The following is a 13,064-nucleotide window of genomic DNA, read 5'->3' on the forward strand; positions in this document are numbered from 1 at the left end:
TCCAGTCCATGTCGAAAACGCCACACGAGGCGCCCGCACTCACCGCTCACGAGGATCACCCCGGCTGGCGCGCCTATCTGAACACGCACATGCTGATCTGCGTGTTCCTGGGCTTCACGTCGGGGCTGCCCCTCTTCACGCTCGTCTACCTCGTGCAGGCATGGCTGCGCTCCGAGGGCGTGAACCTGAAGGAAATCGGCCTGTTCGCGCTGATCCAGTTCCCGTATACGTGGAAGTTCCTGTGGGCGCCGCTGATGGACCGCTACATCCCGCGCCTGCCCGGCTGGCGGCCGGGCCGCCGGCGCGGCTGGCTGCTGCTCACGCAGCTGCTGGTCGCGGGCGCGATCGCCGCGCTCGGCTTCGTGTCGCCGCGCGACTCGATCTGGACGGTCGCCGCGCTCACGACGCTCGTCGCGTTCTTCGGCGCGAGCGCCGACATCGTGATCGACGCGTACCGCCGCGAGCTGCTGCGCGACACCGAGCAGGGCCTCGGCAACGCGGTGCACGTGAACGCGTACAAGCTCGCCGCGCTGATCCCCGGCTCGCTGGCGCTGATCCTGTCGGACCACATGCCGTGGGACGCCGTGTTCGCGATCACCGGCGCATTCATGCTGCCGGGCATCCTGATGACGCTCGTCGTGCGCGAGCCGGAAGTGGTCGGCGCGCCGCCGCGCAACCTGCGCGACGCGATCGTGCTGCCGTTCCGCGAATTCATCCAGCGCGACGGCTGGACCGGCGCGCTGCTCGTCATCGCATTCATCTTCCTGTTCAAGATCGGCGACACGATGGCCACCACGCTGTCGACGTCGTTCTTCCTCGACATCGGCTTCACGCGCACCGAGATCGGCATCGTCGCGAAGACCACCGCGCTCGTCGCGAGCGTCGCCGGCGGCATCATCGGCGGCATCTGGCTCGTGAAGATCGGCATCGGCCGCGGGCTATGGATCTTCGGCGCGCTGCAGATGGTGTCGACGCTCGGCTTCGCCTGGCTCGCGCAGCTCGGCCCCGGCTCGCCGGTGCTCGCGATGCTCTACGACTTCACCGTGTCGACGAGCCACGCGGTCGCGTCCGCGCTGTCGGTGTTCGGCGTCGCCGTCACGCCGCAATTCAGCCCGATGACGGTCGCGCTCGCGATCGTCTACGGCTTCGAAACCTTCACGACCGGCCTGACGATGGCCGCGTTCGTCGCGTATATCGCGAGCACGACCGACCCGCGCTATACGGCCACGCAGTTCGCGCTGTTCACGAGCCTCGCGTCGGTGCCGCGCACGCTCGCGTCGGCCGCGAGCGGCTTCGTCGTCGCGAAGATCGGCTGGTACGACTACTTCATCGTGTGTACCGCGCTCGCGATTCCCGGCATGCTGCTGCTGTTCAGGATCGCGCCGTGGAACGGCGCCGCGCGCAACGGCGAGGCCAGCCGTGCGCGGTAGCCGCCTGCATCGTCTCGCACACGTGGCGGCTGCGTTGAGCGTCGGCGCCGCGGCACTCGCCGCGACCGGCGCGCACGCGACCGACACCGGCGCGACGGCGGCAGGCTCCGCATCGGCCGCAGCGCAGGCCTCGCCGCCCGCCCCTGCCACGTCCGCCGCGCCATCCGCCGCCGAAGGCGCGCAGCCGACCGGCGCCGCCGTGCCGGCGAAGGCCTATACACCGACGCCGCAGCAGGTCCGCTACGGCAACGCGATCGCGTTCCGCACGCTGATCCCGTCGCCGCTGCTCGAGCAGCTCACCGCGAACGAATACGCGCAGATCGTGCAGACGGCCACCGACAGCAACCGCCTGCTGCCCGCGAACCAGCCGCGCGTGAAGCGGCTGCGCGCGATCGTCGCGAAGCTCGCGCCGTATTCGGTGAAGTGGAACGACCGCGTGAAAAGCTGGGCATGGGACGTCAACGCGATCCGCTCGCGCGACATCCGCCTGACCTGCCTGCCGGGCGGCAAGGTGCTGGTGTACGGCGGCATGCTCGATCGCGTGCGCCTGAACGACGACGAGCTCGGCGTGCTGCTCGCGCACGGCATCGCGCATGCGCTACGCGAACACGCGCGCAGCAACTTCAGCGTGACCTCGCAGACGTCGCTGCGCGCGGCCGCGCTGCCGCCGCTGTTCGGCGTCGGCGATCCGCTGCCGCAGGCGCTGAACCTCGGCGAGCGCCTGCAGTCGCTCCACTACGATCCGACCGACGAGACCGAGGCCGACGTGATTGGCGGCGACATCGCCGCACGCGCGGGCTTCGATCCGCGCGCGGCGATCACGCTGTGGGACAAGCTCGCGGTCGCGACGCGCGCGAACAAGGCGTCGGGCTTCATCTACACGCACCCGTACAGCAACGCGCGCCGCCAGGATCTGCTGAACCGGCTGCCGGACCTGATGCCGCTGTACGCGAAGGCGACCGGCAAACGCGTCGAATCGCTGCCCGACTACGCGGGTATCAGCGCGCAGCGGCGCAAGATCGTGCGGCGCTGAGCCGCCGAGCGAGACGCCGGACGCTACGCGTCCGCGTCGGCCATCGCCGGCCGCACCCCGCTGTCACGCATCCAGCGCACTTCGTCTCCGGGGCTGCGGCCGAACAATCGCTTGAACTCGCGGCTGAACTGCGACGCGCTCGCATAGCCGACCCGCGCGGCCGCCGCGCCGGCGCCCACCCCGTCACGCACCATCATCAGCCGCGCCTGGTGCAGCCGCGCGGCCTTCACGTACTGCATCGGCGACGTCGCCGTCACGTGCTTGAACTGCGCGTGGAACACCGCCAGGCTCATCCCGGCTTCGCGGGCGAGCGTCTCGACGTCGAGATCGGCCTTCAGTTCCGCGTGAATGCGCCGCAACGCCTTCGCGATGCGGCCGAAATGATGCTGCTGCACGAGCGCCGCGCGCATCGCGTCGCCCTGCTCGCCGGTCAGCACGCGATACGCGATCTCGCGCATGATCGCGGGCCCGAGCACGCGCGTGTCGTGCGGCGACGCGAGCGCTTCGAGCAGCCGCACGACGGCATCGGCCAGCGGCGCATCGAGCGGGGTCGAATAGACGCCGAGCGGCTCGCTGACCGCCGCGCCGAGCGTCTCGTCGAGCAGGATCGCGAGTTCGGCGATCACCGCGAGATCGACGCGGATCGAGATCGCGAGAAACGGCTCTTCCATGCTCGCGAAGGTCTCGCATTCGAACGGCAGCGGCACCGACAGCACCAGGTATTGCTGCGCGTCGTACACGAACGAGCGGTCGCCGAGATAGCCAAGCTTGCGCCCCTGGCACACGACGATGATGCTCGGCTCGTACAGCACGGGCATGCGCGGCGCGGGCCGGGTCACCCGGATGAAGCGCACGCCGTCGAGCGCCGCGAGCGTGTCGCCCTCGTTCGGCGCGAGGCGCGTGTGCAGCTCGATCATGCGGCGCTGCACGCGCTCGGCCGCGTCGGCCAAAAGGGGCTGGAAGCTCATCAGTGCGGTCCTGTCCGGCAAGAGAATCTGGCTCGCAATGTAGCACCTTGAACGCGTTTTGACGGCTGTTCGCGGGCAATTCGAGAGGAATAGGCAAATCTTCCAGACCTTCGGGTATTTCGCCGCGGCGGTGCGCTCCTTACGATAGGCACCTGTCTCGCCGCATCGCCACATGGTGCGGCGGCAGTCTGTTTCGCCGGATGTTTTCCGGACAAGGAGCCATTGCATGAGCACAACCTATGCCTACGCGGCGACCGATTCGCAGTCGCCGCTCGCCCCGTTCGAATTCCAGCGTCGCGCGCTGCGCGACCTCGACGTCCAGATCGACGTCCTCTACTGCGGCGTCTGCCACTCGGATCTTCACCAGGCGCGCAACGAATGGCGCAACACGATCTACCCGGTCGTGCCGGGCCATGAAATCGTCGGCCGCGTGACCGCGACCGGCCCGCAAGTGTCGCGCTTCAAGGTCGGCGAGCTGGTCGGCGTCGGCTGCCTCGTCGATTCGTGCCGCACCTGCGCGAGCTGTGAAGAAGGCCTCGAGCAGTATTGCGAGAACGGCTTCGTCGGCACCTACAACGGCCAGGATCGCGTGACGGGCGACGTCACGTACGGCGGCTATTCGACGCAGCTCGTCGTCGACGAGGCGTTCGTGCTGCGCGTGCCGGACACGCTCGACCCGGCCGGCGCCGCGCCGCTCTTGTGCGCGGGGATCACGACCTACTCGCCGCTGCGGCAGTGGAACGTCGGCCCCGGCAAGAAGGTCGGCATCGTCGGTCTCGGCGGCCTCGGCCACATGGGCGTGAAGCTCGCGCGCGCGATGGGCGCGCACGTCGTGCTGTTCACGACGTCGCCGTCGAAGATCGAGGACGGCAAGCGGCTCGGCGCGCATGAAGTCGTGATCTCGAAGGACGAGGCGCAGATGAACGCGCATCTGAACAGCTTCGACTTCATCCTGAACACGGTCGCCGCGCAGCACGACCTGAATCCGTTCCTGCACCTGCTGAAGCGCGACGGCACGATGACGCTGGTCGGCGCACCCGAGCACGACCATCCGTCGCCGCAGGTGTTCAACCTGATCTTCAAGCGCCGCCGCCTCGCGGGCTCGCTGATCGGCGGGATCGCGGAGACGCAGGAAATGCTCGATTTCTGCGCGGAGCACGGGATCACGTCGGACATCGAAACGATTCCGATGCAGCAGATCAACGCCGCTTACGAACGGATGCTGAAGAGCGACGTGAAGTACCGGTTCGTCGTGGATATGGCGTCGCTGAAGCAGTAAGCCGCGCCCCAAACGAAACGGGCCGCATGTTCGACATGCGGCCCGTTTTGCGTCACGCGTTATCCGGCTGCGCGCCATGCGCAGCCCCGCGCATCACTTCGTGTAGTCGTAGTCGATCGTCAACGGCGCATGGTCGCTGAACTTGATGTCCTTGAAGATCGACGTGCTTTTCGCGGTACCGGCCACGCCCGGCGTCGCGATCTGGTAATCGATCCGCCACCCGACGTTCTTCGCGTACGCCTGACCGCGGTTGCTCCACCACGTGTACTGCTCGGGGCGCTGATCGAGCGTGCGGAACACGTCGACGTAGCCGACGTCGTCGAACAGCTTCGTGAGCCACTCGCGCTCTTCCGGCAGGCAGCCCGAGTTCTTCTGGTTGCTCTTCCAGTTCTTGATGTCGATTTCCTTGTGGACGATGTTCACGTCGCCGCACAGGATCACCTCGCGCTTCTTCTTCAGCGCGGCGAGGTGCGGCATGAATTCGGCCATGAAGCGGTACTTCGCCTGCTGGCGCTCCTCGCCGCTCGAGCCGGACGGCACGTACACCGACACGACCGACAGCTTGCCGTAGCGCGCCTCGACGTAGCGCCCTTCGGCATCGAATTCGCTGCTGCCGAAGCCGATGATCACGTCGTCGGGCTCGCGGCGGCTGTACACGCCCGCGCCGCTGTAACCCTTCTTCTCGGCGTGGTGGAAATAGCTCTTGAAGCCGTGCGGCTCGACGAATTCGGCCGGCAGGTCGTCGGCCGATACCTTGATTTCCTGCACGCACACGCAATCGGCGTTCTGCTCGCCGAGCCAGTCGAAGAAGCCCTTCTTCGCGGCGGAGCGGATGCCGTTCAGGTTGGCGGTAATCACTCGCATCATGTCGGGTTCCGTTCAGTTCGATATTTTTACAGGGTGGCAGCTTAACGGATCTTCACGCCTTCGAGCTCGGGCTTCGGCGGCGGGAATTCCAGCTTCATGTCGGTCATCGTGCGCAGCAGCAGCTCGGCGATCATCACGTTGCGGTGCGTCTTCGAATTCGCCGGGATCACGTACCACGGCGCGTGCTCGGCCGACGTCGCGGCGAGCGCGTCGCGGTACGCGGACTGGTAAGCGTCCCAGTGCTTGCGCGCATCGAGATCGGAGATGTCGAATTTCCAGTGCTTGGTCGGGTCGTCGATGCGCGCCTGCAGCCGCGCGCGCTGCTCGTCCTTCGAGATGTGCAGGAAGCACTTGACGATGGTCGTGCCGTTCTCGAACAGCATCGTCTCGAAATCGCGGATCTGCCGGTAGCGGCGCTCGCACTCCTTGTCGCTGATCGCGCCGAGCACGCGCGGCACCAGCACGTCTTCGTAGTGGCTGCGGTTGAAGATCGCGAGTTCGCCGGCCGCCGGCACCTGCGCATGCACGCGCCACAGGAAGTCGTGCGCGGCCTCGATCGGCGTCGGCGCCTTGAACGGCACGATGCGCAGGCCGAGCGGGTCGACCTCGCGGAACACCGCGCGCACGGTGCCGTCCTTGCCGCTCGTATCCATGCCCTGCAGCACGAGCAGCACGCGCTTCTTCTGCTGCGTGTGCAGGCGCTCTTGCTGGACGTCGAGCTCGGTCGACACGACCGACAGCCGTTCGCGGTCGGCCTCCTTCGAACCGGACGAAAACGGCTTCGCGGCCGGGTCGAACGCATCGAGCTTGAATGCGGCGGCTTCCTTGTCGCGCGCGCTGTAGGGCACGCGGAAATCGTCGAGCGACGGTTGTTTCGCCATTCGTTCCTCCGTTGGACGGTGCGATGCATACGATAACGCATCCACCAAACGCAACGGGCCGCCCCGAACTGGTTCGGAGCGGCCCGTCGTCAAGCGCGGTTCAGGCGCGCGCGCATGCTCAGCCGAGCTTCTTCTTCAGCAGTTCGTTGACCTGCTGCGGATTGGCCTTGCCCTTCGTCGCCTTCATCGCCTGGCCGATCAGCGCGTTGAACGCCTTTTCCTTGCCCGCGCGGAATTCCTCGACCGACTTCGCGTTCGCCGCGAGCACCTCGTCGATGATCGCTTCCAGCGCGCCGGTGTCGGAGATCTGCTTCAGGCCCTTCGCGTCGATGATGCGGTCGGCCGCGGCTTCGTCGGTCGCCTTCTCGTCCCAGATCGTCGCGAAGATTTCCTTCGCGATCTTGTTCGAGATCGTGCCGTCGGCGATACGCTGCAGCAGCAGCGCGAGTTGCGCGGCCGACACCGGAATCGCGTCGATCTCGATGCCGTCGCGGTTCAGCTGCGACGACACGTCGCCCATCAGCCAGTTCGCGACGATCTTCGCGTTCGCGGCGCCGGCCTTCGCGACCACCGACTCGAAGTACGCGGCCATCGCCTTGCTCGACGTCAGCACGCCCGCGTCGTACGCGGACACGCCGTATTCGTCGACGAAGCGCTGCTGCATCGCGGCCGGCAGCTCCGGCATGCCGGACTGCACGCGCTCGACCCAGTCCCGGCCGATCACGAGCGGCATCAGGTCGGGATCGGGGAAGTAGCGGTAATCGTGCGCGTCTTCCTTGCTGCGCATCGAACGCGTCTCGCGCTTGTCCGGATCGTAGAGGCGCGTTTCCTGCACGACTTCGCCACCGTCCTCGATCAGCTCGATCTGGCGACGCACTTCGTAGTTGATTGCTTCCTCGAGGAACCGGAACGAGTTCAGGTTCTTGATTTCCGCGCGCGTGCCGAACTTCTCCTGGCCGACCGGACGCACCGACACGTTCGCGTCGCAGCGGAACGAGCCTTCCTGCATGTTGCCGTCGCAGATACCGAGCCACACGACGAGCGCGTGCAGCGCCTTCGCGTACGCGACGGCCTCGGCCGCGCTGCGCATTTCCGGCTCGGTGACGATCTCGAGCAGCGGCGTGCCCGCGCGGTTCAGGTCGATCCCGGTCATCCCGGCGAAGTCTTCATGCAGCGACTTGCCCGCGTCTTCCTCGAGGTGCGCGCGGGTCAGGTTGACCGTCTTCTCGTACGCTTCCTTGCCGGCCTTTTCGTTGGCGGGCACCTGGATCGTGATCTGGCCGCCCTGCACGACCGGAATCTCGTACTGGCTGATCTGATAACCCTTCGGCAGATCGGGGTAGAAATAATTCTTGCGCGCGAAGATGCTGCGCGGCGCGATGGTCGAGCCGATCGCGAGACCAAAGCGGATCGCCCGCTCGACCGCGCCGCGGTTCAGCACCGGCAGCACGCCCGGCAGCGCCAGGTCGACCGGGCACGCCTGCGTGTTCGGCTCGGCGCCGAACTGCGTCGATGCGCCGGAGAAAATCTTCGAGACGGTCGACAGTTGCGCGTGCGTCTCGAGACCGATGACGACTTCCCATTGAGTAGCCATATGCTTACACCCCTGCCGGAACTTGCTTGTGCCAGTCGGTCGCGCGCTGGAACGCATCGGCGACCTGCAGCATCCGGGCTTCGTTGAAATAGTTGCCGATGATCTGCAGGCCGACCGGGCGCTTCGCGTTCGCACCCGCGCCGAAGCCGCACGGCACGCTCATGCCGGGCAGGCCCGCGAGGCTCACCGACAGCGTGTAGATATCCGCGAGATACATCTGCACCGGATCGTCGCCCTTCGCGCCGAGATCCCATGCGACCGTCGGCGACGCCGGGCCCATGATCACGTCGCAGGACTTGAACGCTTCCTGGAAATCGTTCGCGATGATGCGGCGGATCTTCTGCGCCTGCAGGTAGTACGCGTCGTAGTAGCCGTGCGACAGCACATAGGTGCCGACCAGGATCCGGCGCTTCACCTCGGGGCCGAAGCCTTCGGCGCGCGACTTCTTGTACATGTCGAGCAGATCGCCGTACTGCGCGGCGCGGTGGCCGAAGCGCACGCCGTCGAAACGCGACAGGTTCGACGACGCTTCCGCCGGCGCGATCACGTAGTACACGGGGATCGACAGTTCCGTCTTCGGCAGCGATACCGGCACGAGCGTCGCGCCGAGCGCTTCATAAGCTTTGAGCGCCGCGTCGATCGTCGCGCGCACGTCGTCGGCGAGGCCGGCGCCGAAATACTCGTTCGGCAGGCCGATGCGCAGGCCGGCGAGCGGCTTGCTGGCGTCGTTGCCGGCCGCCCACGGCTGGCCGAGGTGGCGCGTGAAATCCTCGTCGTCGCGCTCGAGGCTCGTCGAGTCGCGCTCGTCGAAGCCGGCCATCGCGTTCAGCAGCAACGCGCAGTCGGACGCGCTCTGCGCCATCGGGCCGCCCTGGTCGAGCGACGACGCGAACGCGATCATCCCGTAGCGCGACACGCGGCCGTAGGTCGGCTTGATGCCGGTCACGCCCGCGAACGACGCGGGCTGGCGGATCGAGCCGCCGGTGTCGGTGCCGGTCGCGGCCGGCGCGAGGCGCGCGGCGACGGCGGCCGAGCTGCCGCCCGAGCTGCCGCCCGGCACCGCGTTCGTGTCCCACGGGTTCTTCACCGCGCCGAACGCCGAATTCTCGTTCGACGAGCCCATCGCGAACTCGTCCATGTTGGTCTTGCCGAGCGTGACCATGCCGGCCGCCTGCAGGCGGGCGACGACGGTCGCGTCGAACGGGCTCTCGTAATTCGCGAGCATCTTCGAGCCGGCGGTCGAGCGCCAGCCGCGCGTGACGAAGACGTCCTTGTGCGCGATCGGCAGGCCGGTCAGCGCGCCGCCCGCGCCGCGCGCGAGTTCCGCGTCGGCGGCTTTCGCCTGCGCGAGGGTGAGGTCGGCGTCGACGTGGACGAACGCGTTCAGGTCGCGCGCGGCGTCGATCCGTTTCAGATAGTGCTGCGCGAGCTCGACGGCCGAGCATTCCTTGGCGGCGAGCGCGGCGCGCAGTTCGGTCAGGCTTTTTGCGTGCATTGAGTGGTTTTCCTGGGAATTCTGGGTGGCGCGCGGCGCTGGATGGCCGGCGCGCTTGTCATCGAATGCTTACTCGATCACCTTCGGCACCAGATAGAGGCCGTCCTGGACGGCCGGCGCCGGACGCTGGTTGTCGTCGCGATTGACGACTTCCGTCACGGCGTCGTCGCGCAGGCGCTGCGCGACTTCCTGGATCTGTTCGATCGGGTGGGCGAGCGGCGCGATGCCGGCGGTGTCGACCGCCTGCATCTGTTCGACGAGGCCGAAGAATTCATTGAGCTGGCCGAGCATGTGCTCGGCGTCGGCGTCGGCCATTTCGAGTCGCGCCAGGTGCGCGATGCGTTTCACATCGGTCAGGGTCAGGGCCATGCGATCACCGGAAAAACAAGGCTGCGCAGTGCATCGACAGCAGCACTGCGGCGGGGGGTTGGAGGGTGCGATCCCACCCTCAAAAATCGGGGCCGAAGCGGCAAAAATACCGCCCGTTTCGATTCAAATACCGTGAAATTATAAGGTATCATTACGCGTTCGACCCAAACCCGGCAGCCTTTTCCCGCACCGTTTCGCCCCACTTCGGCAAGCCGTGCGTGCTTCGTGCGATCCCCGGTAGACATCACTCGCAGCTTCGTGCGCCGCGGCGGCCGCTTCCGCCACGCTTCCCGAGGCTGTTATTTTTTCCGCTGCCGCCCTCAGCGCTCGCTATGCAGGGCCGGCCCAGAGCGAAACAGGATTCTGAATGTTCGGTTTTTTGCGCAGCTACTTCTCCAACGATCTCGCGATCGACCTCGGCACCGCAAACACCCTGATCTACATGCGCGGCAAGGGCATCGTCCTCGATGAGCCGTCCGTCGTGTCGATCCGCCAGGAAGGCGGCCCCAACGGCAAGAAGACGATCCAGGCGGTCGGCAAGGAAGCCAAGCAGATGCTCGGCAAGGTGCCGGGCAACATCGAGGCGATCCGCCCGATGAAGGACGGCGTGATCGCCGACTTCACCGTCACCGAGCAGATGATCAAGCAGTTCATCAAGACGGCCCACGAGTCGCGCATGTTCTCGCCGTCGCCGCGCATCATCATCTGCGTGCCGTGCGGCTCGACCCAGGTCGAGCGCCGCGCGATCAAGGAAGCGGCGCACGGCGCCGGCGCGTCGCAGGTCTACCTGATCGAGGAGCCGATGGCGGCCGCGATCGGCGCGGGCCTGCCGGTGTCGGAAGCCACCGGCTCGATGGTCGTCGACATCGGCGGCGGCACGACCGAAGTCGGCGTGATCTCGCTCGGCGGCATCGTCTACAAAGGCTCGGTGCGCGTCGGCGGCGACAAGTTCGACGAGGCGATCGTCAACTACATCCGCCGCAACTATGGGATGCTGATCGGCGAACAAACCGCCGAGGCGATCAAGAAGGAAATCGGCTCCGCGTTCCCGGGCTCCGAAGTCAAGGAAATGGAAGTGAAGGGCCGCAACCTGTCGGAAGGCATTCCGCGCAGCTTCACGATCTCCAGCAACGAAATCCTCGAAGCGCTGACCGATCCGCTGAACCAGATCGTGTCGTCGGTGAAGATCGCGCTCGAACAGACGCCGCCGGAACTCGGCGCCGACATCGCCGAACGCGGGATGATGCTGACGGGCGGCGGCGCGCTGCTGCGCGACCTCGACCGCCTGCTCGCGGAAGAAACCGGCCTGCCGGTGCTCGTCGCGGAAGATCCGCTGACCTGCGTCGTGCGCGGTTCGGGCATGGCGCTCGAGCGCATGGACAAGCTGGGCAGCATCTTCTCGTACGAGTGATCGTCTAAGCTGTTTCGTTGATATGACGCACCCGCGGCGTGGCCGGATCGCTCGTTTAGAACGAACCGCCGCGCCGTTTGCGCGTCTGAGCATTATTTAACCGATCACACGCGCCCGGCGCCGACCATGGAATACAGTCCGCCGCCCCTCTTCAAGCAAGGTCCGCCCGCGCTCGCGCGGCTCATCTTCTTCGTCGCCCTCGCCATCGCGCTCCTCGTGTCGGACGCGCGCTTCAGCACGCTCGAAATCGTGCGCGGCGTGCTCGGCACCGTGCTCTACCCGCTGCAACGCGCGGCGCTCGTGCCGCGCGACCTGTTCATGGGCGCGGCCGACATCGCCGTCACCGGCGCGTCGCTGCGCCACGAGAACGACGACCTCCGCAAGCGCAACCTGCAACTGTCCACGCAGGCCAACCAGGCCGCCGTGCTCACGCAGGAAAACGCGCACCTGCGCGCGGTGCTCGAACTGCGCCAGCACATCGCGACGCAATCGACGCCGGTCGAGATCCAGTACGACACGAGCGATCCGTTCACGCAGAAGATCGTGGTCGGGCAAGGCTCGCAGCAAGGCATCCAGGACGGCTCGCCCGTCGTCAGCGAGGACGGCGTGATCGGTCAGGTCACGCGCGTGTTCCCGCTGCAATCCGAAGTCACGCTGGTCACCGACCGCGATCTCGCGATTCCCGTGCAGGTGCTGCGCACCGGCCTGCGCAGCGTGATCTACGGCACGCCGAAGGGCGATTCGCTCGACCTGCGCTTCGTGCCGACGAGCGCGGATCTCGTCGCCGGCGACGAGCTCGTCACGAGCGGTCTCGACGGCGTCTATCCGCCCGGCCTGCCGGTCGCGAAGGTCGTGCGCGTCGACAAGCTCGCCGATACCGCGTTCGCCCGCGTGACCTGCGCGCCGGTCGCGGCCGTGCGCGGCGCGCGCCAGATGCTCGTGCTGCATTACCGGAACGACATCCCGCCGCGCCCGGCTGAGCCCGATCCCGCCGCCGACAAGAACGCGAAGGGCAAGAAGGGCGCGAAAGCCGCCGCGAAGGCCGAGAAAGCCGACGCGAACGCGAAACCGGCCGCCGCGGCCCAGCCCGCCGCTGCGAAGCCGGCGCCGGCTGCCCCCGCCGCGCCGGCCAAGCCCGCCGCTGCGCCCGCGAAGCCCGCCGCCGGGCAATCAGGAGCCCAGCGATGAACCGCCCGCAATACATCCTGCAGCCGGTCAATCCGTACTTCATCGTCTTCAGCCTCGCCGCCGCATTCCTGCTGAACCTGATGCCGTGGGGCCGCCTGCCCGGCGTGCCCGACTTCGTCGCGCTCGTGCTGCTGTTCTGGAACATCCACCAGCCGCGCAAGGTCGGGATGGGCGTCGCGTTCGCGCTCGGCATCCTGATGGACGTGCATGACGCGGGGCTGCTCGGCGAGCACGCGCTCGCCTATACGCTGCTGTCGTACGGCGCGATCACGATCCACCGCCGCGTGCTGTGGATGCCGATCGGCGTGCAGGTGCTGTACGTCACGCCGCTGCTGGTCGTCGCGCAGCTCGTGCCGTTCGTGATCCGCCTGCTGATGGGCGCCGCGTTCCCGGGCTGGCGCTATCTGGTCGACGGTTTCGTCGAAGCCGCGCTGTGGCCGATCGCGAGCCACCTGCTGCTGATGCCGCAACGCCGCCCGGTCGACCCGGACGATACGCGCCCCATCTGAGCCGGACCGACCTTGAATACCCGCCGCCCCCACGCCCGCC

At 67.2% G+C, this 13,064-nt stretch carries 12 protein-coding genes; 6 read left to right on the forward strand and 6 right to left on the reverse strand.

Annotated elements, in window-relative coordinates; all coding sequences use genetic code 11:
- Positions 1-8: 8 nt before the first annotated feature.
- Positions 9-1,430, forward strand: a complete 1,422-nt coding sequence (locus HWW87_RS27920) for an AmpG family muropeptide MFS transporter (RefSeq protein WP_174433999.1) — start codon at positions 9-11, stop codon at positions 1,428-1,430.
- Entirely contained in the window at positions 1,420-2,463 is a 1,044-nt protein-coding gene (locus HWW87_RS27925; protein ID WP_175823012.1) for a M48 family metallopeptidase, read from the forward strand. Before HWW87_RS27920 ends, HWW87_RS27925 begins: the two co-directional genes overlap by 11 nt.
- Before the next feature lie 23 nt (positions 2,464-2,486).
- On the opposite strand, the gene HWW87_RS27930 is transcribed toward HWW87_RS27925, so the two are convergent.
- Positions 2,487-3,431, reverse strand: a complete 945-nt coding sequence (locus HWW87_RS27930; protein ID WP_175823013.1) for an AraC family transcriptional regulator — start codon at positions 3,429-3,431, stop codon at positions 2,487-2,489.
- Positions 3,432-3,657: 226 nt separating this feature from the next.
- On the opposite strand from HWW87_RS27930, the gene HWW87_RS27935 reads away from it, so the two are divergent.
- Positions 3,658-4,710, forward strand: a complete 1,053-nt coding sequence (locus HWW87_RS27935) for an NAD(P)-dependent alcohol dehydrogenase (protein ID WP_175823014.1) — start codon at positions 3,658-3,660, stop codon at positions 4,708-4,710.
- Positions 4,711-4,803: 93 nt separating this feature from the next.
- Here the strand turns inward: HWW87_RS27935 and HWW87_RS27940 are convergent, their stop codons facing one another.
- From HWW87_RS27940 to gatC, 5 genes are all read right to left on the reverse strand, one after another.
- A complete protein-coding gene (locus HWW87_RS27940; RefSeq protein WP_175823015.1) occupies positions 4,804-5,577 on the reverse strand; it encodes an exodeoxyribonuclease III in 774 nt (257 codons plus the stop codon).
- Positions 5,578-5,618: 41 nt separating this feature from the next.
- Positions 5,619-6,458, reverse strand: coding sequence for a polyphosphate kinase 2 family protein (locus HWW87_RS27945; protein WP_175823016.1), 840 nt, complete (start codon positions 6,456-6,458; stop codon positions 5,619-5,621).
- A gap of 118 nt (positions 6,459-6,576) precedes the next feature.
- Positions 6,577-8,052: an Asp-tRNA(Asn)/Glu-tRNA(Gln) amidotransferase subunit GatB gene (gene gatB / locus HWW87_RS27950; RefSeq protein ID WP_175823017.1), complete on the reverse strand. Its 1,476-nt coding sequence runs from the start codon at positions 8,050-8,052 to the stop codon at positions 6,577-6,579.
- 4 nt (positions 8,053-8,056) lie between these two features.
- Complete coding sequence (gene gatA / locus HWW87_RS27955) at positions 8,057-9,547, reverse strand: Asp-tRNA(Asn)/Glu-tRNA(Gln) amidotransferase subunit GatA (protein WP_175823018.1); 1,491 nt, start codon at positions 9,545-9,547, stop codon at positions 8,057-8,059.
- A 69-nt stretch (positions 9,548-9,616) separates the two neighbouring features.
- A complete protein-coding gene (gene gatC / locus HWW87_RS27960) occupies positions 9,617-9,916 on the reverse strand; it encodes an Asp-tRNA(Asn)/Glu-tRNA(Gln) amidotransferase subunit GatC (protein WP_006477478.1) in 300 nt (99 codons plus the stop codon).
- A gap of 367 nt (positions 9,917-10,283) precedes the next feature.
- On the opposite strand from gatC, the gene HWW87_RS27965 reads away from it, so the two are divergent.
- From HWW87_RS27965 to mreD, 3 genes are all read left to right on the forward strand, one after another.
- Positions 10,284-11,327: a rod shape-determining protein gene (locus HWW87_RS27965; protein ID WP_004189550.1), complete on the forward strand. Its 1,044-nt coding sequence runs from the start codon at positions 10,284-10,286 to the stop codon at positions 11,325-11,327.
- Between the two features lie 126 nt (positions 11,328-11,453).
- Complete coding sequence (mreC, locus tag HWW87_RS27970) at positions 11,454-12,515, forward strand: rod shape-determining protein MreC (protein WP_175823019.1); 1,062 nt, start codon at positions 11,454-11,456, stop codon at positions 12,513-12,515.
- Positions 12,512-13,024 carry a rod shape-determining protein MreD gene (mreD, locus tag HWW87_RS27975; RefSeq protein WP_006482567.1) on the forward strand — a complete coding sequence of 171 codons (513 nt, stop codon included), beginning with the start codon at positions 12,512-12,514 and terminating at the stop codon, positions 13,022-13,024. Before mreC ends, mreD begins: the two co-directional genes overlap by 4 nt.
- The last annotated feature ends 40 nt before the right edge of the window (positions 13,025-13,064 follow it).

This window comes from Burkholderia sp. BCC0419 (assembly GCF_902830285.1).
Lineage (GTDB): Bacteria > Pseudomonadota > Gammaproteobacteria > Burkholderiales > Burkholderiaceae > Burkholderia.